This window comes from Aquabacterium humicola, assembly GCF_030167915.1.
Lineage (GTDB): Bacteria > Pseudomonadota > Gammaproteobacteria > Burkholderiales > Burkholderiaceae_C > Pseudaquabacterium > Pseudaquabacterium humicola.
The window spans coordinates 349428-365957 of sequence record NZ_JARGNB010000007.1; the positions used below are offsets into that span (position 1 = coordinate 349428).

At 72.0% G+C, this 16530-nt stretch carries 17 protein-coding genes; 7 read left to right on the forward strand and 10 right to left on the reverse strand.

The annotated features are described in order from the left end of the window. Positions 1-10: 10 nt before the first annotated feature. Genes cadR through P1K89_RS26785 form a run of 3 tightly spaced genes read right to left on the reverse strand, consistent with a single transcriptional unit; the run spans position 11 to position 1476 of the window. Positions 11-469 (reverse strand): Cd(II)/Pb(II)-responsive transcriptional regulator, encoded by a 459-nt coding sequence (gene cadR / locus P1K89_RS26775; protein ID WP_284619595.1) that lies wholly within the window; start codon positions 467-469, stop codon positions 11-13. A 34-nt stretch (positions 470-503) separates the two neighbouring features. Continuing rightward, the gene (locus P1K89_RS26780) at positions 504-1214 is read right to left on the reverse strand and encodes a penicillin-insensitive murein endopeptidase (RefSeq protein WP_284619596.1); all 711 of its coding nucleotides are present in this window, start codon (positions 1212-1214) and stop codon (positions 504-506) included. A gap of 10 nt (positions 1215-1224) precedes the next feature. Beyond that, positions 1225-1476 (reverse strand): hypothetical protein, encoded by a 252-nt coding sequence (locus P1K89_RS26785; RefSeq protein ID WP_284619597.1) that lies wholly within the window; start codon positions 1474-1476, stop codon positions 1225-1227. Between the two features lie 112 nt (positions 1477-1588). Here P1K89_RS26785 and P1K89_RS26790 point away from each other — a divergent pair, with 112 nt between their 5' ends. Further along, a complete protein-coding gene (locus P1K89_RS26790; protein ID WP_284619598.1) occupies positions 1589-2071 on the forward strand; it encodes a hypothetical protein in 483 nt (160 codons plus the stop codon). Positions 2072-2099: 28 nt separating this feature from the next. On the opposite strand, the gene P1K89_RS26795 is transcribed toward P1K89_RS26790, so the two are convergent. Together P1K89_RS26795 and P1K89_RS26800 are read right to left on the reverse strand one after the other, a co-directional pair. After that, the gene (locus P1K89_RS26795) at positions 2100-2594 is read right to left on the reverse strand and encodes a tellurite resistance TerB family protein (RefSeq protein ID WP_284619599.1); all 495 of its coding nucleotides are present in this window, start codon (positions 2592-2594) and stop codon (positions 2100-2102) included. Positions 2595-2666: 72 nt separating this feature from the next. Beyond that, complete coding sequence (locus tag P1K89_RS26800) at positions 2667-3587, reverse strand: LysR family transcriptional regulator (RefSeq protein WP_284619600.1); 921 nt, start codon at positions 3585-3587, stop codon at positions 2667-2669. An 87-nt stretch (positions 3588-3674) separates the two neighbouring features. On the opposite strand from P1K89_RS26800, the gene hpaH reads away from it, so the two are divergent. The 5 genes from hpaH to P1K89_RS26825 are packed head-to-tail and all read left to right on the forward strand — an operon-like array spanning position 3675 to position 8811. After that, positions 3675-4502: a 2-oxo-hept-4-ene-1,7-dioate hydratase gene (gene hpaH / locus P1K89_RS26805; protein WP_284619601.1), complete on the forward strand. Its 828-nt coding sequence runs from the start codon at positions 3675-3677 to the stop codon at positions 4500-4502. A 16-nt stretch (positions 4503-4518) separates the two neighbouring features. After that, positions 4519-5991 carry an aldehyde dehydrogenase family protein gene (locus tag P1K89_RS26810; protein WP_284619602.1) on the forward strand — a complete coding sequence of 491 codons (1473 nt, stop codon included), beginning with the start codon at positions 4519-4521 and terminating at the stop codon, positions 5989-5991. Between the two features lie 17 nt (positions 5992-6008). Then, positions 6009-6884, forward strand: coding sequence for a DODA-type extradiol aromatic ring-opening family dioxygenase (locus P1K89_RS26815; RefSeq protein ID WP_284619603.1), 876 nt, complete (start codon positions 6009-6011; stop codon positions 6882-6884). After that, positions 6881-7828, forward strand: coding sequence for a fumarylacetoacetate hydrolase family protein (locus P1K89_RS26820; protein ID WP_284619604.1), 948 nt, complete (start codon positions 6881-6883; stop codon positions 7826-7828). Before P1K89_RS26815 ends, P1K89_RS26820 begins: the two co-directional genes overlap by 4 nt. Positions 7829-7839: 11 nt before the next feature. Continuing rightward, positions 7840-8811 carry a 2-dehydropantoate 2-reductase gene (locus P1K89_RS26825; RefSeq protein ID WP_284619618.1) on the forward strand — a complete coding sequence of 324 codons (972 nt, stop codon included), beginning with the start codon at positions 7840-7842 and terminating at the stop codon, positions 8809-8811. Between the two features lie 29 nt (positions 8812-8840). Here the strand turns inward: P1K89_RS26825 and P1K89_RS26830 are convergent, their stop codons facing one another. Continuing rightward, positions 8841-9722: an AraC family transcriptional regulator gene (locus P1K89_RS26830; protein WP_284619605.1), complete on the reverse strand. Its 882-nt coding sequence runs from the start codon at positions 9720-9722 to the stop codon at positions 8841-8843. Positions 9723-9816: 94 nt separating this feature from the next. Here P1K89_RS26830 and P1K89_RS26835 point away from each other — a divergent pair, with 94 nt between their 5' ends. Beyond that, positions 9817-10545, forward strand: coding sequence for a glutamine amidotransferase (locus P1K89_RS26835; protein ID WP_284619606.1), 729 nt, complete (start codon positions 9817-9819; stop codon positions 10543-10545). On the opposite strand, the gene P1K89_RS26840 is transcribed toward P1K89_RS26835, so the two are convergent. The 4 genes from P1K89_RS26840 to P1K89_RS26855 form a co-directional block, all read right to left on the reverse strand. Continuing rightward, positions 10515-11744: a saccharopine dehydrogenase family protein gene (locus P1K89_RS26840; RefSeq protein ID WP_284619607.1), complete on the reverse strand. Its 1230-nt coding sequence runs from the start codon at positions 11742-11744 to the stop codon at positions 10515-10517. The genes P1K89_RS26835 and P1K89_RS26840 overlap by 31 nt on opposite strands. Before the next feature lie 21 nt (positions 11745-11765). Beyond that, positions 11766-12836, reverse strand: coding sequence for a S1 family peptidase (locus P1K89_RS26845; protein ID WP_350082212.1), 1071 nt, complete (start codon positions 12834-12836; stop codon positions 11766-11768). Positions 12837-13020: 184 nt separating this feature from the next. Continuing rightward, complete coding sequence (locus P1K89_RS26850; RefSeq protein WP_284619608.1) at positions 13021-16002, reverse strand: S8 family serine peptidase; 2982 nt, start codon at positions 16000-16002, stop codon at positions 13021-13023. A 168-nt stretch (positions 16003-16170) separates the two neighbouring features. Beyond that, positions 16171-16530: hypothetical protein (locus P1K89_RS26855; protein ID WP_284619609.1), on the reverse strand; the 360-nt coding region annotated here is incomplete at its 5' end.

Below are 16530 nucleotides of genomic sequence, written 5' to 3' on the forward strand. Positions count from 1 at the left end.
GGCGCAGCGTTCAATGCGCACCCCGCACATGCCGCTTCGGCGGCGTCGCGTCGGCGCGTGAGGCGGTCTTCGCGCCGCCTGCCTCCAGCTCGTTGAGGATGCCGCAGTCGTCCAGCGCACCGTTGACGGCATTGCAGCGCGCCCGCAGTGCCTTCAGGTCCTGCTGCAGGCGCTTCAGCTCGCGGATACGTTCGCCCACGTGCTGCAAGTGTTCGTCCAGCAGCGCATTCACCGCGCCGCAGTCGCCGCCGGGTGCGTCGCGCAGCTGCAGCAGTGCGCGCACCTCGTCCAGCGTCATGTCGAGGTTGCGGCACTGGCGGATGAAGGCCAGCCGCTCGGCATGCTCGGGCCGGTATTCGCGGTAGTTGTTGGCCGAACGCCGCGGCGGCGGCAGCAGGCCCTCGCGCTCGTAGTAGCGAATGGTCTCGATGGGGGTGCCGGTGGCGGCGGCGAGGTCGCCGATGCGCATGGGTATCTCGCGGAGGAGGATGCGCGCAGCCAGCTCAGCCGCGCAGGGGCTTGCAGGGTAGCGCGAAGTCCACGTGGTAATGCTCGTCGTGGCGCACCCAGGCATCGCGCTTCATGAAAGGCAGGCTGCGCTTCAGCGCTTCGCCCTGCGGCGTCCCGAACAGGCGCGGCAGGTAACGTGGATCCAGGATCACCAGCGCGATCGTCGCGCCGCGCGCCCGCGCCGCGACGTCCAGCGCGCGCAGGTGCTCGGCCAGCGCGACGAAGTCGATGGTGTATTCGCCGAAGCGCCCATCGGCGTCGAACTCGATGTCGTAGCCGAACCGGTTCGTTGGCCCGGTCGGCAGCGCCACGGATCGGCCGCGCGCGTCGCGCACCGGCACGAAGAAGTCGACCGACAGGCCGTTCTGGTGGGTGCGATGCGGGCGGATACGGCCGCCATCGGCCCAGCCTGTTTCACCGTAGACATAGGCGACGGCCGGCTGGCTGGACCGCAGGGCGGCGTAGGCGTCGGTCACGATCGCCTCGACCGTCGAGTGCACGTGGGTGCGACCCGCCGCCGCGGCGATCCGGCTGTAGGCGCTGAAGTTGGCGCCTTGCGTCGGCAGCGCCACGCCGTTTTCGAGCCGGCCTTTGGACACGGTGCCGAAGCACTGGCTGGCCGGCGGCGCCGCGGTGGCGGCGCTCGCGCTGAGCGTTGCGAGCAGCGCGGATGCGACGAAGCGGGTGATTTCCGGGCGATCCATCAGGACCGCATCATCCCCCAGGCGCGTCGTCCCCCAGTGCCCGCTCGATCACCTGCTCCAGCGGCGCGTCGACCAGCAGCCACGGGCCGGCGTAGCTCAGGTGGCGGCCGACGCGGCGTATGCGGCCGTCGTCCAGCACTTCGACGACGTGCCCGAAGTGGCTGCGGAATCGCCGGCCCGCGGCTTCGGAGCCGCCGACCCAGACGTCCCCGTTGCACAGGCCGACGACGGCCTCGGGTGCGGACGACGACGGGTACTGCATCTTTTCCCTCCAGCGCGTTTCGAGGCGACACGTTTGGCAAACGTCGTGCCTGCCCGGGCACGCGCGTTGCCTTCCCGCGCCTGCCCCTGCGGGGCCATCGGAGTGCTGCGCCATGAGCTCTGGAAAATCCGCCTTCCGGTCCTTCGGGCAGGTGATCGAGAGCCTGGCCGACACCTGGCGCAGTGCATTCCGCGCGGCGCCGACCGCGCGTGCGGGCGACGACGTCGCGCGCGACCGCGACCGCGACCGCGACCGCGACCGCCGCCGCCTGCCGGTTCCGCTGGGCCTGCCGACGACCCCGCGGCCCGCCGTCGCGGAGCTGGCGCTGCTGATCCATCAGCTGCCGCGCGGCCCGGCCGCACAGCCGCTGCGCGAGCTCTGGCGGGCGCTGGCCACGCACGGGGGCTCGCTGGACGCGCTGCCGTCGGCCGCGCTGCAATCGGCGCTCGAGAGCCTGCGCGCGCCCGCGCTGGGCGCCGACCGCTCGCCAGGGTTGCAGCAGCTGGACGAACTTCTGCAGCGCGAGCTGCTGGTGCGCGGCCGGCGCCGGCTCGATGCGGCGCCCGCGGGGCTGGACCAGCGCGTCCCGCGCTGAGCAGTCGCGCCGGCGCGTCCCGCGCTGATCAGACCGCCGGCGTGTCCTGGCCCGGTGCCCCGCCGGCGGCGGCCTGCTGGGCGCGCAGCCGCGCGTGCTGGTAGGCCGCCGGCGGCACGTGCAGCAGGTCGGCGATGCGCCACAGCACATGGCGCTCATGGTCGGCCAGGTGGCCGTCCGCATAGGCCACGCGCCACAGGTGCTCGACCATGCGCAGCTTCTGCGGCATCTCGAACCGTTCGTTGATGCGCGAGGTGAAGCTGAACAGGTCGGTCGACTGGCGCGACGTGGCCTCGGCCAGCTCCGCCAGACGCGTGGCCTCGTCGTCGGTCAGCGCGAACTTGTCGCGCAGGGCCGCGAGCACCGCTTCGCGTTCGCCGGCGTGGAAGCTGGTGTCCGCGCGCATCACCTCCACCAGCATCACCGCGGTGGCCAGCTGCAGCTGGTGCTCGGCGCTGGCGGCGTCGGCGCCGGGCGCGGGCGGCAGCAGGGTGTCGAACAGGGCCTTCAGGGACTTCAGCATCGCCGCATGATGACCGAAGCCCGGCTCCGCGCGGCATGAAGGGGCGGCCATCGATGCCGCCGTGCCGTGCGCTCAGCGCTGCTGCGCGCGCCCCCAGCGCGCCAGCCACTCCCGCGCATGCGCGGCGAAGCCCTCGGCCGCCGGCGACAGCGTGCGGTCCAGCGGCCGGTACAGGCAGACACTGCGGATGGTCTCCGGCTCGACCACGCGCCGCATCTGCAGCCCCATCGGCCTGGCCAGCACGCCGACGTAGGCCGGCGCCAGCGTCGCGGCCAGCCCCTGCGCGGCGATGCCCAGCGCGGTGGTGGTGTTGTCGACCACGTCCACCGGCGTGATGCGGGTTTCTTCCGGCGCCGTCGCGCGCATCTGCGCGACGCTGCGCTCGTGGTCGCGGCCGGCGGCCACCAGCGGGTGGCCGGCCAGCTCGCGCCAGCGCACCTGGCGGCGTTTGGCGAGCGCATGGTCCGGCGCGCACCACAGCACCCAGCGGCTGTCGAACAGCGGCTCGGCGGCTACTTCCGCGCCGGTCGCGCGGTCGGGGCCCAGCCCCAGGTCGACGTCGCCCGCGGCCACCGCGTCGACGAGCCGGTCGACCGCGATGTCGCGGATGCGCACCACCACCTTCGGCCGCTGCGTCGCATAGGCCTGGATCGCCGCCGGCAGCGCGGTGGCGGCCAGCACCAGCGGGGCGCCCACGCGCACCGTGCCGGCGGCGCGGTTGCGCACGTCGGCCGCTGCGGTGTCCGCCGCGGCGGCGTGGCGCAGCACCGTCAGCGCCGACGCGGCGAAGTCGCGGCCGGCGCTGCTCAGCGACACGCGGCGCGTCGTGCGGTCGAAGAGGCGGAAGCCGAGCACCGCTTCCAGCTCGGCCACCTGCTGGCTGACGGCCTGCGCGGACAAGCCCAGGCGGTCCGCCGCGGCGCTGAAGCTGTGCAGGTCGGCGACCGCGTCGAAGGCCTCGAGCTGGCGCAGCGTGAAGCGGGTCAAGGGCATGGCGCGGGAGATTATCAAGGCCGGCTTGATGATTGCGTCGAATCGATTGCTTGTGGTCAAGACGGCGCGGGAAGACACTCGCCCGCCATGGACGACGCCCCTCCCAAGCCGACGCTCGACGCAGCCCAGCACGCAACGCTGGCCCGCGAACTGCGCGACGCGCGCGCCACCCGCCGCCCGCTGGCGCATTTCTCGAAGCGCTTTCCGGCGATGACCATCGCGGACAGTTACGCGATCCAGCGCGCGTGGACGGCGCTGGACCTGGCCGCCGGCCGCCGCGCGATCGGCCACAAGATCGGCCTGACCTCGCGGGCGATGCAGATCGCCTCGCAGATCACCGAACCCGACTACGGCCTGATGCTCGATCACATGCTGCTGAAGGACGGCGGCGAGGTCGAGACCGCGCGCTACCTGGTGCCGCGCCTGGAGGTCGAGTTCGCGTTCTCGCTCGCGCGGCCGCTGAAGGGGCCGCACCTGACGCTGCTCGACGTGCTGGCCGCCACCGACTGGGTGATGCCAGCGCTGGAACTGATCGATGCGCGCATCGAGCAGTTCGACCGCGAGACGAAAGCGCCGCGCACGGTACGCGACACCATCGCCGACAACGCCGCCTGCGCCGGCCTGGTGCTCGGCGGCCGGCCGATGCGGCCCGATGCGGTGGACTGGCGCTGGGCCGGCGCGCTGCTGCACAAGAACGGCGTGATCGAGGAATCCGGCCTCGGCGCCGCGGTGCTGAACCACCCGGCCAACGGCGTCGCGTGGCTGGCCAACAAGCTGGCCGCGCACGACGAAGGGCTGCAGGCCGGCGAGATCGTGCTCGGCGGCTCGTTCACCCGCCCGGTGGCCTGCGCCGCCGGCGACGTGTTCCACGCCGACTACGGCCCGCTGGGTTCGATCGCCGTGCGTTTCGTGTGATAGGAACCGGCCGCTCATGAACCGACTTCTCGACGTCGACGGCATCGCCGTCTCCCCCGATCACTACATCGACGGCCGGCGGGTGCCCTCCGATCAGACCTTCCCGCTGAGCTCGCCGATCGACCAGGCGGTGCTGGGCGCGGTGAGCGAAGGCCGCGCCGAGCATGTCGATGCCGCCGTCGGCGCCGCCGCGCGCGCCTTTCCCGCCTGGGCCGCGCTGGGTGCCGAGGGCCGCAAGCCGGTGCTCGATCGTTTCGCCGAAGAGATCGGCCGCCGCGCCGATGCGTTCTGCCGCCTCGAAAGCCGCGACGCCGGCGTGCTGCTGTCGCGCATGCGGCATGGCGTGGTGCCGCGCGCGATGCTCAACATCCGCTGGTTCGCCGAACAGGCGCTGACGCTGCAGGACCGCGTGATCCACACCGAGCAGGCCGAGCACCGCGTGCGGCACGACCCCGCCGGCGTGGCCGCGATCATCACGCCGTGGAACGCGCCGCTGATGCTGTCGACCTGGAAGCTCGGGCCGGCGCTGGCCTCGGGCAATGCCTGCGTGCTGAAGCCGCCGGAGTGGGCGCCGCTGACCTGCTCGCTGCTGGCCGACGCGGCCGATGCGGCCGGCCTGCCGCCGGGTGTGCTGAACATCGTGCAGGGCGCCGGCGCCAGCACCGGCGCGGCGCTGGTGTCGGACAAGCGGCTGGCGCGCATCTCGTTCACCGGCAGCGTGCCGACCGCGCGGGCCATCGCCCAGGCCGCCGGCGCGAACCTGGTGCCGGCCAGCCTGGAGCTGGGCGGCAAGAGCGCGTTCATCGTGCTGGAGGATGCCGACCTCGACAACGCCGCCGCCACCGCCGCGCTGATGTACCGCAACGCGGGCCAGGTGTGCCTGGCCGGCACGCGGCTGCTGGTGCACGCGCGCATCGCCGAGGCCTTCGTCGCGGCGCTGCGCGGGTACGTCGAGCGGCTGGTGATCGGCGATCCGCGCGACGAGGCCACCGAGCTCGGCCCGATCATCCATGCGCGGCAGGTCGAGCGCGTCGAGGGTTTCGTCGCCCGGGCGCGGCAGGCCGGCGCCGAGGTGCTGTGGGGCGGCGGGCGCCATCCGTTCGGCGCGCAGTACTTCCAGCCGACGCTGCTGGCCAACGTGGCGCAGGCCAGCGAGATCGTGCAGAACGAGGTCTTCGGCCCGGTGCTCACTTTGCAGACCTTCGCCGACGACGACGAGGCGATCGCGCTGGCCAACGGCACCGACTACGGCCTGGGCGGTGTCTGCTACGGCGAGACGGCGCATGCCGCCGCGCTGGCCGAACGCGTGCGCACCGGCTTCCTCTGGATCAACAGCTTCGGCATCCGCGACCTGGCGGCGCCCTTCGGCGGCATCAAGCGATCCGGCATCGGCCGCGAAGGCGGCGACTGGAGCTTCGAGTTCTTCAGCGACGTCAAGGACATCGTGATTCCGAAGAAGCCGTTCCGCGCCAGCTTCAGTCATCGCTAACTTCAGAAGGACACGTCATGGGACAGATCGTCGGCGCCGCCTTGGTGTCGCACCACCCGGGCCTGATGCAGTGCGAGGAATTCCGCCGGCTGCAGGGCGCGGGCGAGGATTCGGACCTGATTGCCGGCTACGCGAGGCTGCGCGAGAAGATCGCCGCCGCGCGGCCGGACGTCGCGATCGTCTTCGATTCGCACTGGTTCACCACCGGCTACCACCTCGTCGACGCCAGCGCGCGCTACCGCGGCATGTACACGTCCGACGAGATGCCGTGGTACCTGCACGGCGTGCCTTACGACTATCGCGGCGAACCGCAGCTGGCGCGGGCGATCGAGACGGTTTCGCGCGAGCGCGGCGGCTTCAACCGCGCGATCGAGCATCCGGACCTGGCGCGCCACTACGCGACGATCAACCTCGTGAAGCAATTGCGGCTGGAACTGAGCGACACGCCGGTGGTCAGCATCAGCTCGTGCCAGAACTGCGACTGGCGGCATTTCCTGAAGTCGGGCGTTGCGGTCGGCGAGGCGATCCGCCGCAGCGGCCAGCGCGTGCTGCTGCTGGCTTCCGGCGCGCTGAGCCACCGGTTCAACGACATCGACTGGAAGCCCAACCACCCGCGCATCTTCCACGAGAGCAACGTCTCGCGGCCCGAGAACATCGCCAGCGACAAGCAGGCCATTGCGCTGATGCAGGCCGGCCGCCATGGCGAGATCCTCGAGCGCTGGCAGGACGAGTACCGCAAGCTGCCGTGGGAGGCCTTCGGCGCGCACTACCTGCAGATGATCGGCGCGATGGGCGGTGCGGACTGCACCACGGCCGGCGAACCCTTGTCGGCCTACGAGAACGCGCGCGGCACCGGCAACATCCATGTCTGGTTTCCCGGAGCGGCGGCATGAACTTCGAATTTCCGCTGCGTGAACTGCCGGCCGTGATGCGCGGACCGCGGATCGAGCGCCGCCGCGTGCTGGTCGGCGGCAGCGCCTTCTGGGGCACGATGGCCGACGACGGCGTGACGCTGAAGCTCGACGACGGCCGCCTGCTGGACGCGTCGACCGCGAGTTACCTGCCGCCGGTATCGCCGAGCAAGATCATCGCCGTGCACATCTCCTACCTGTCGCGCAGCATGGAGACGCGCAACGCGCCCAGGCCGAGCGCGACGCCCACCTACTTCATGAAGCCGACCACCGCGCTGAACGGCCATGGCGGCGAGGTGCTCAAGCCCGCCGACTGCCGCTACCTCAACTACGAGGGCGAGTACGCGGTGGTGATCGGCCGCACCTGCCGCAACGTGACCCCCGACGAGGCCTGGGACTTCATCGAAGGCTTCTGCCCGGCGCTCGACATGGGCCTGCAGGACTTCCGCGACACCGACCAGGGCTCGATGCTGCGGGTCAAGGGTGCCGACACGCTGCTGCCGATCGGCCCCGGCCTCGTGCGCGGTGTGAACCTGTTCGAGCAGACGCTGTGCACGTTCGTCAACGGCCGGATCGTGCAGGAAGCGCACATCGGCGACGAGACGATCTGGGGCCCGCATTACGTGATCGCCGACATCGCGCGCCACATCACCTTGCTGCCGGGTGACGTGATCCTGATGGGCACGCCCTGCCACTCGCGCTCGATCGATGCCGGCGACGTGATCGAGTGCGAGATCACCGGATTGGGCCGGCTCCGCGCGACGGTGCGCGCCATCGACGCGCCGCGCGCGGCGGCGCTCGGCGTCGGCCATGCGCCCGCCGATACGCCGGAGGTGCGGCGTGTGGCACTCGGCTTCGACGAACGGGTGCCGCAGCATCTGAAGGACAACCTCGCGCAGTCGCGCCACGAGCGGAACAAGGCATGAACGGCGCTGGCATGAAGGTCTGCATCGTCGGCGCCGGCGCGATCGGCGGCTTCATCGGCACGCGGCTCGCGGTGGCGGGGCGCGCCGACGTCAGCGCGCTGGCCCGGGGCGCCACGCTGCACGCGCTGCGCACGCAGGGCTGGCGGCTGGAGATGGGGGGTGAACGCCTGCAGGCACCGGCGCGCGCCAGCGCCGACGCGGCCGAGCTCGGCGTGCAGGACCTCGTGGTGATCGCGGTGAAGGCGCCGGCGCTGGCCTCGGTCGCCGCGGCGATCGCGCCGCTGCTCGGCCCCGAGACCGTGGTGCTGCCGGCGATGAACGGCGTGCCGTGGTGGTTCTGCGAACGCGTGCCGGGCTTCGAGCGGCAGCCGCTGCGAAGCGTCGACCCCGACGGCGCGATCGGCCGCGCGATCCCGTTCGAGCAAGTGATCGGCTGCGTCGTGCATGCCAGCACGGCGACGCCCGAGCCCGGCCTCGTGCGGCACCGCATGGGCCAGGGATTGATCGTCGGCGAGCCCGCCGGCGGCCGCAGCGAGCGCGCGCAGCGGGTGGCCGATCTGCTGGCGCAGGCCGGTTTCGACACCACGCACTCGGCCGACATCCGCCAGGACACCTGGTACAAGCTGTGGGGCAACCTGACGATCAACCCGGTATGCGCGATCACCGGCGCGACGGCCGACGCGGTGCTCGCCGACCCCGCGGTGCGCGACTTCTGCTCGGCCGTGATGCGCGAAGCCGCCGAGATCGGGGCCCGCATCGGCTGCCCGATCGCGCAGACGCCGGAGGACCGGCATGCGGTGACCGCGAAGCTCGGCGCCTTCAAGCCGTCGATGCTGCAGGACGTCGAGGCCGGCCGCGCGGTCGAGCTCGATGCGATCGTCGGCGCGGTGGTCGAGATCGCGCAGCGCGTCGGCGTGGTGGCGCCGCACACCACCGCGCTGCTGGGCCTGGCGCGGCTGTTCGCGCGCACCCGGGGCTTGTAGCGCGCAGGTGCCGTGCAAGCGGGAGCGCCCTATCGGGCGCCGGGTGTGCCGTCGGCCAGCCAGTGCCGCGGCGAGGCGCCCAGCTTGTGCTTGAACAGCCGCGACAGCGCCGACGCGCTGCCGTAGCCGAGCTCGTCGGCAATGGCCTTGATCGCGCGGCCCTTGCGCAGCTCGCCTTCGGCCAGCGTGAGCCGCCAGTCGGCGAGGTAGTCGGCCGGCGTGCGGCCGACGGCCACCTTGAAAGCGGCCGCGAACGCGCTGCGCGACATGCCGGCTGCGGCGGCCATGCGTTCCAGCGGCCAGGCTTCGCCGGGCGACTCATGCAGCGCCACCAGCGCGCGCGCGAGCCGCGCATCGGCGAGGCCGGTGATCAGGCCGCTGGAGATGCCGGCTTCGTCGGCATGGTCGACGAGCCAGCGCAGCAGCTGGATCAGCACCACCTCGAACAGTCGATCGGCCAGCAGGCGCGAACCGCAGCGCAGGCGGTCGGTCTCGGCGAACAGCAGGTCCAGGGCCGGGCCCAGGCCCTCGACGCGCGCCAGCGGCAGCGCCACCACCGGCGGCAGCGCCTGCAGCAGCGGGTTGCGGTCGCCGCCGCCCAGGTCCACCGTCGCGCAGGTGAAGTCCGAGCCGTCCACCGGCGCGTTGTGGAACTCGTGGGTCAGCGGGCGCGGGTAGAACAGCAGCGTCGGCTGGTCCAGCTGCAGCGTGCGCGTCGCGCCCCGGATGCGCGCGTGCGTCACCCGCATCTCGCCGCGCCGCAGCACGTGCAGGAAGCCCCGGCCGGGGCGCGCGTCGAAGGTCGTGACGCCGCACAGCGGGCCGCTGTGGAACAGCTGCGTGCGCACGCGGAAGCGGTCGAGCAGGGCGGAGAGGCGGTCGACGGCGGGGGAGTCGGCGGGGGCGCTCATCTGGACGATCGGTGTTGTCGAAGGGACGAAATGACATCGATGGTATCGCCTGGCGGCGCGAGACTGCGGTTCCGTACCACCCCGTCTGTACCCGATGAAGACCGCCCTCGCACTGCGCCACCTGGCGTTCGAAGACCTCGGTCTGCTGGCGCCGCTGCTGCGCGAGCGCGGCTGGCAGGTGGCGACCCACGACGTCGGCGTCGAGCCGCTCGACCGCATCGACCTGGCGGCCGTCGACCTGCTGGTGGTGCTGGGCGGTCCGATCGGGGCTGAGGATGATGCGCGTTATCCGTTCCTGCCTGCGGAAACGGCGCTGGTGCGCGAGCGCCTGGCCAGTGGCCGGCCGCTGCTGGGCATCTGCCTGGGCGCGCAGCTGATGGCGCGGGCGCTCGGCGCGCGTGTGCAGCCGATGGGAGCGAAGGAGATCGGCTACGCGCCGATCGCGCTGAGCGACGCCGGCCGGGCATCGCCGCTGGCCGCGCTCGAGGGCCAGCCAGTACTGCACTGGCATGGCGACCAGGTCGCGCCGCCGGCCGGGCTGCCGTCGCTGGCGTCGACGCCGATGTGCGCGTACCAGGCCTTCCTGGCCGGCCCGCACGCGATGGCCTGGCAATTCCACCTCGAAGTGGATGCGCGCACCATCGAGCGCTGGCTGATCGGTCATGCGCTGGAACTGCAGCAGGCGGGCATCGAGCCGCAGGCCGTGCGTGACGACGCGCGGCGCCACGCGGCGGGGCTGCAGCGCGCGCTGACCGGCGCGATGGCGCGCTGGATGGCGCAGTGGCCCCGGGCTCAGAGCCGCTCGAACGTCACGCCCGAATGATCCTGCAGGCGCTGTATCAGAAGATCGCCGAAGATCGTCGCCGGGGTCCAGAAGCCGCCCGGCTTGTCGCCCTTGCCGACGTCCAGCGCCAGGCACGCGGCGGCCTGGCCGAGCATCTTCGCGGTCGAGCCGTAGCCCGGGTCGCGGTCGCCGGTGACCCGCGTGCGCAGCGTGCGGCCATCGGCCGCGATGCCGATGAACCGGATGTCGAAGCCGCCGCGTTCCTGCGCCGCGGGGCTGGGGCCTTCGCCCGGCTTCGGCAGCACGAAACGTTCGAGCGCGCCGCGCACCGGGCCGATGGCGCCGGCGACCATGAACGCCGCCATGCCGCCGGTGACCGCCGTGGCCGCCAGGCCGCCGAGCGGGCCGCGGCCGGTCAGCACCGCCTCGTCGTAGCGGAAGTCGGCGCCATAGGCGTGGCCGCTCAGCGCATTCGTGCGGTGCACGATGCGTGCATTGACCGCGCTCATCACGAAAGGCGCGATCCACGCGCCGAAGTCGCGATCGAACTCCGGCGTGCGCACCTCGTGCTGTCGCACCGACGGCGCCTGCCCCGGCGGACACAGCGAATACGGATCGGCCAGTTCGCGGCGCAGCGCGGCGTCCTTCACCGCTTCCTTCGCGATGTTCATCATGCTGGCCACCGTGCCGCCGGACAGCCCGCCGCGCACCGTCTTCACCCGCATCTTCACGCGCGGGCAGGGCGCGCCGAACTCGGTCCTCGCCAATTGCTGCAGGAAGAGCACGCCGAGGTCCGACGGCAATGAATCGAAGCCGCAGCAATGCACGATGCGCGCCCCCGATCGCTGCGCCGCGGCTTCATGCGTGCGCACCATTCGCGCGATCCACTGCACTTCGCCGGTGAGGTCGCAGTAGTCGGTGCCCGATTCGGCGCAGGCCTTCACCAGCGGCTCGCCGTGCAGCGCATAGGGCCCGACCGTCGAGGCGATCACGCGCGCCGATGTGCACAAGGTGCGCAAGGCCGGGTCGTCCGCCGCGTCGGCCACCAGCAGCGGCAGTCGCGCGGCCTTCGGGCCCAGCGATGCGCGCAGCGCCTCGAGCTTTTCCTTGGAGCGCCCCGCCGCGGCCCACTTCAGCGGGCCGTGCGTGCCGAAGGTCTCGAGCAGGTAGCGGCACAAGAGCCGCCCGACGAAGCTGGTGGCGCCGAAGACGACGAGGTCGCGCGCGGGAGTGCTCATGCGGGCCGGCGGTCAGCGCGATCAGCGGGGAGCCGTCAGCGCCATCAGCACGTCGGCATACCAGGCGCAGTTCAGGCCCAGCGACTCGTCCTGCGCGGTATCGCGCGAAGCCATGTCCATGCGGCTCGAATGCACGCCCAGCAGGCACCAGCGCACTGGGTTGGCGCCCGTGCGCACCAGCGGCGCCAGTACCGGCGAGCCGCTGCTGCCACGGTGCATGCGGGCATCGGTGAGGAAGAAACCAAGCCCCTGGAATCGCACGCCGTAGTACGAGGCAATGCTCGCCTGGCGCACCACCGGCAGGTGGTGCACGGTGTCGAAGAAGCCGAGCGGGAAGCCCGGGATGGCCAGCCGGGCGCCGACATCGAACTGGTCGATCTCCGCCGCGAGGTGCTGGGGCCCGAACGGCCGGATCGCGCAGCCGGCCGGCAGGGTGTCGCGTTCCAGCTCGAGCGCCGCCACGTCCACCTCGCCACCGCTGTCGCGCGCCTGGTGCCACGTCGCAACGCCGTTGCGATACAGCAGCAGCGACAGCGTGACCAGGCGCGTCAGGTCGCGCGGGTCGGTGTGCAGGTCGATCTCGATGCGGTCGGGCGCGTGGGCGCTCGGGCCGTCGAACAGCACATGGCGGCTGGTGATGACGAAGAGACGGCCGTCGCGCTCGAAGAAGAATCCGCTGGCCGAGGTGAGGCCCCGGTTGCCGGCGAAGGTCAGCACACGCGTGACGCCGAAGATCGCTTCGTCCTCGGCGCGATCGTCGGCCGCGCTGCCACCCGCGGCCTGGACGGGCAGGCTGACCGGCAGTTGCTGCGAGTTGTGGCCGCTTTCCCAGGCATCGCGCCGGCCCGACCACACCTGCTGGCTCTCGCCCGTCAGGTCCGGCTGGTTGATCGCGGCGAGCATCGGGTTCGACGCCCGGGCCTCGCCGCGCACGGCCGCCTTGGCGCCCTGGCGCTGCAGCTCGGCATGTTCCGCGTTGTCCGCCGCCGGTGCGGCCGGCGTGCCGGGAGCCGGCGGATCGACGGGGGAAGCGGCCGCCGCATCACTGGCCGGGGGATCGGTGGCCGGGGGATCGGATCGATTCGACGACAAGGGCAACTCCGCTCAAAGGACTTGTCCCGTCAGGGGCGACGCTTCCGCCGGTGGCGCTTCAAGCAGGTCAGGGCGGTGTCACTGAACAGCGCGCCCCGGTGAAGCTCGACTGTACTCCCCGCTGTGCCGGCCGGTGCGCGCCCGAGGGCCTGTGATCCTCGGGCGCGCCTGCACCATCACGCGCTCAGTTCGGTGCCGGCAAGGCGGCCGGGGTCATCACCGCCAGGCCGCCTGACGACGCGGCGTTGGCCGACGGCAGCGACAGTGGCGAGCCCATGCCGAGCGCCTGCGCATGGCCGTTGCCGTTGACGTGGCCATTCGAATGGCCATTCGAATGGGCATTCGCCAGCAGCGGCCAGGCGCCCACCTGCAGTTCCACCGCCTGCGTCGACATCGCCAGCGCCTTGCGGCGCGCCACCTCGAGCTCGAGCAGCTCGTTCTCCAGGCAGGCGCGGCGGGTCTGCAGACGCATCTGCTCGATCTGCATCTTGTGCCGCGTCACCTCGAACGGATCGCAGGAGGCGCAGTGCGCGATCTCGGCCTCGTACACCGTGCCGTCGGTCGGCAGCGTGATCTGGCGCGGCTCGCGGTGGCTCTGGCCGTGGCGAAGCACCTGGCGCATCAGGTCGTCGAGCAGCTTGCGCAGCACGTCGGGCAGGCCCTGCTGGTCCTCGATGGAGCGCCAGGCCCCGCCGTCGCCGAGGCGCCACTCGATCGCCTCGATGCGGCTGTGGATCTCGTACACCTCGTTGACGCGGCGCACGTAGTAGGTCACGGCGTAGCAGTCGTTGTCGTTGCGCAGCGTGCGCTGCGTGGTGCTGACGTGCTCCTGCTCCTCGAAGCTGCTCACGGTCAGCGAGCGCTCGGCCTCGACCGATTGCGACGCGGTGACCGCGAACTGCGTGAACTGCTCGGTCACGGTCCGCACGCTGGCGCCGCTGGCCACGGTGGTCTCGACCTCGCTGCTGCTGTCGACCTTGCCCGAGGGCAGGCCGAGGAAGCCGGCCAGGCCGCCGCCCACCGACACCGACGCGTCGGTCTGGTTGCGCGTCTCGGTGATGCTTTCGGCGTAGGCCGAGGCGGACGTCGCGCGCCGCGACTGCGACAGCGCGCTCAGCGTCTGGCGGAACGAGGTGTGCACGCTCATGCGCGCCGAGGACGCCTTCGTGCGGCGGTAGCGGTCGTGCTCGTACAGCCGCACCTGCTCGTTAGGCAGCAGCGTGGTGGTGTACAGCAGCGGCCCCTGCTGCCGGCCGATCAGGCGCAGGCAATGCTGGTAGGTCACGCGCAGCCGCAGGCGTTGCGCGCCGGCACGGTCGCCGCTGCCGTCGAAGACGCGCGATTCGTAGAAGTACATGCAGCGGTCGTGCGCCAGCCACGGCACCGGCTCGGGGCCGCGGCACTCTTCGGGCGTGGGGTCGCGGCAGACGTCGCCGCAGCCGCTGCATTCGGCTTCGCAGGCGCAGTCGGCTTCGCTGCAGGCCGCGAGCAAGGCGCGCTCGACGTTGATGCGGCCGTAGCCGACCTCGTCGTTCCAGGTGCCGCTCGGCTTGGCCGGCACGTTCTGGTACGTGTACAGCGCCGGCGAGATCTTGTCGCAGCTGCTCTCGATCAGGCTGCGCACCTCCACGTTCGACAGCGTGGGCCGCAGCGACAGCAGCAGCGCCGCGAGGCCGGCCACCACCGGCGTGGCCGACGAGGTGCCGTTGAAGCGGTCGTAGTAGTCGTTCGGCGAATAGCCGTCGTTGCCCAGGCGGTCGGTGGTGGGCATCTCCAGGCACGGGGCGACGACGTCGACGTCCGGCCCGTAGCTGGCTCCCCACCAGGCCTCCGACGACGCATCGCCGATGCGCTTGCGCTCGTCGCTGCGGTTGCTGCCTCCCACGCAAAGTGTGCGGCCATCGCTGCCGGGGAAACGCGCCACCGGGCCGTTCTCGTTGCCCGACGCGGCGATCAGCACCAGGCCGCGGTCGTGCGCGTACTGCAGCGCGTCGCGGATGAGGTCGAAGTCCCAGAAGTTCCACGACGCGTAGACGCCGAAGCTCATGCTGACGATGCGCGCGCCGTTGTCGGCCGCGAAGTACAGCCCTTCGGCGATGTCGACGTCGGCCCAGGTCTCGGTGGCGATGGCCATGATGCGGCAGCCGCCCGCCAGGCCCGCGACGCCCGCGCCGTTGTCCAGGCGCGCGCCGATGATGCCGGCGCAGGCCGTGCCGTGGTTGCCGGTCGGGCTGCCGTCGGGCGTGTCGTCGGAGGCGTTCAACGACTGCGGATGCAGCAGCAGGTCGGGGTGGTCGAGCTGCACGCCTTCGTCGATCACCGCGACGGTGACCGCCGGCACGCCGCGCGCGATCTGCCAGCCGCGCTGCGCGCCGACGCGCTGCAGGCCCCATTGCGTCGCGAACATCGGATCGTCGGGCGTGTGCTCGGTCTGCGGCGGCCGGCACGTGGGCGCGCGCTCGACGCGGGCCGGCTTGTCGTGGCCGACGTGCGCCAGCGGCCGGTCGCGCACTTCCGCGGTGGGCGAGAGCATCGGGATGGTCTCGAACTTCACGTCGGCCGCGCTCGGGGCATTCGATGCCGCCGCCGCGCCGCGCGGCAGGTTCAGCGCCATGTGCATCGCCGTGCGTCCGCCGGCGTAGCTGGGCGTGGCCACGTTCACCGTCACGTAGCCGCGCAGGCGCGAGTGCCGGGCATCGGCCGACAGGCCCGCGGCCAGCGACGCCGGCCCGCCGGCGCGCTCCATCACCGCGTCGCGCACGTAGAAGCGCGACGGGTTGATGGTGTACATCGGCGTCACCGGCGGCGCCGGCTCGGCGCGCGGCTGCTGGCGCGCCGCGGTGTCCGATTGCGGCCGCATCGCGGGCATCACCCATTCGACGAGCTCGCTGTGCTCGAGCTGATCGACCACGGCATCGGCGAGCGGTTCGCCGCTCGGGGCGCTGACCCACGACAGGCCGTCGGTCTGGTTCACCGCGATCTGCGGCTTGCGGCCTTCGAGCGTGTGCAGCACGAGGCCCAGCTTGTCCAGCAGGGCGCGCTTGTCGGCCGCGCTGCTGGTGCTGCGCCAGCGTACCGCGACGATGGAGAAGTCGGCCGTCGACGGGCCGGCGGTGGGATGCAGGAACTGGGGCGCGGAAGCGCCGCTCTTGTCTCTCGAGGCCATGATGGTCCTCCCTGGGAAGAGAGAGTGCAGGCAGTGCACGGAGCCCGCGCGCCGGGTTGCGCATCGGGTGGCGTGATGCTCGACCTCTCGGCGGGCTGCGCGATATCCCTAGGCAGGGGCGATGGCGGCTTCGATCTGGGGGTGCATGGGCGGTGTGCGTGACGCACTTCACGGGCGATAGGCGTCGGCGGCGTCGAGGTGCTCGCGGGCGTGCTTGTGGCGGCCGTTGTTTATGAGCGTTAGGCGTCGTTTCAACGATTCCGTCGTTGTCAAGTCGGCCGTCAATCGAAGTGGTGATGGTGCGTCGTCAAGGTTCCTGCTGGGCGAGCGTTCCGTTTGATCGGCTGCCGGTCCGTCGCGGTCGTTCGCCTGGGTTGGGGTCGAAGGACTGGCGATGCGTGGAGCGACAAAGGCGCGGGCGGGCAGGCCGCATCGCGCGAGTCCGGCGGTCGGCCCCTGGGGGGCCGACTTCCCGGGCTTGAGCGGCTCGGGGGCGCGCCGTCCATTTAGCTTCGCTCGCTGCGCTCG

Excerpts from the sequence above, each read along its gene's own strand:
- cadR (WP_284619595.1), bottom strand. The coding sequence starts at position 469 with ATGCGCATCGGCGACCTCGCCGCCGCCACCGGCACCCCCATCGAGACC.
- P1K89_RS26780 (WP_284619596.1), bottom strand. The coding sequence starts at position 1,214 with ATGGATCGCCCGGAAATCACCCGCTTCGTCGCATCCGCGCTGCTCGCA.
- P1K89_RS26785 (WP_284619597.1), bottom strand. The coding sequence starts at position 1,476 with ATGCAGTACCCGTCGTCGTCCGCACCCGAGGCCGTCGTCGGCCTGTGC.
- P1K89_RS26790 (WP_284619598.1), top strand. The coding sequence starts at position 1,589 with ATGAGCTCTGGAAAATCCGCCTTCCGGTCCTTCGGGCAGGTGATCGAG.
- P1K89_RS26795 (WP_284619599.1), bottom strand. The coding sequence starts at position 2,594 with ATGCTGAAGTCCCTGAAGGCCCTGTTCGACACCCTGCTGCCGCCCGCG.
- P1K89_RS26800 (WP_284619600.1), bottom strand. The coding sequence starts at position 3,587 with ATGCCCTTGACCCGCTTCACGCTGCGCCAGCTCGAGGCCTTCGACGCG.
- hpaH (WP_284619601.1), top strand. The coding sequence starts at position 3,675 with ATGGACGACGCCCCTCCCAAGCCGACGCTCGACGCAGCCCAGCACGCA.
- P1K89_RS26810 (WP_284619602.1), top strand. The coding sequence starts at position 4,519 with ATGAACCGACTTCTCGACGTCGACGGCATCGCCGTCTCCCCCGATCAC.
- P1K89_RS26815 (WP_284619603.1), top strand. The coding sequence starts at position 6,009 with ATGGGACAGATCGTCGGCGCCGCCTTGGTGTCGCACCACCCGGGCCTG.
- P1K89_RS26820 (WP_284619604.1), top strand. The coding sequence starts at position 6,881 with ATGAACTTCGAATTTCCGCTGCGTGAACTGCCGGCCGTGATGCGCGGA.
- P1K89_RS26825 (WP_284619618.1), top strand. The coding sequence starts at position 7,840 with ATGAAGGTCTGCATCGTCGGCGCCGGCGCGATCGGCGGCTTCATCGGC.
- P1K89_RS26830 (WP_284619605.1), bottom strand. The coding sequence starts at position 9,722 with ATGAGCGCCCCCGCCGACTCCCCCGCCGTCGACCGCCTCTCCGCCCTG.
- P1K89_RS26835 (WP_284619606.1), top strand. The coding sequence starts at position 9,817 with ATGAAGACCGCCCTCGCACTGCGCCACCTGGCGTTCGAAGACCTCGGT.
- P1K89_RS26840 (WP_284619607.1), bottom strand. The coding sequence starts at position 11,744 with ATGAGCACTCCCGCGCGCGACCTCGTCGTCTTCGGCGCCACCAGCTTC.
- P1K89_RS26850 (WP_284619608.1), bottom strand. The coding sequence starts at position 16,002 with ATGGCCTCGAGAGACAAGAGCGGCGCTTCCGCGCCCCAGTTCCTGCAT.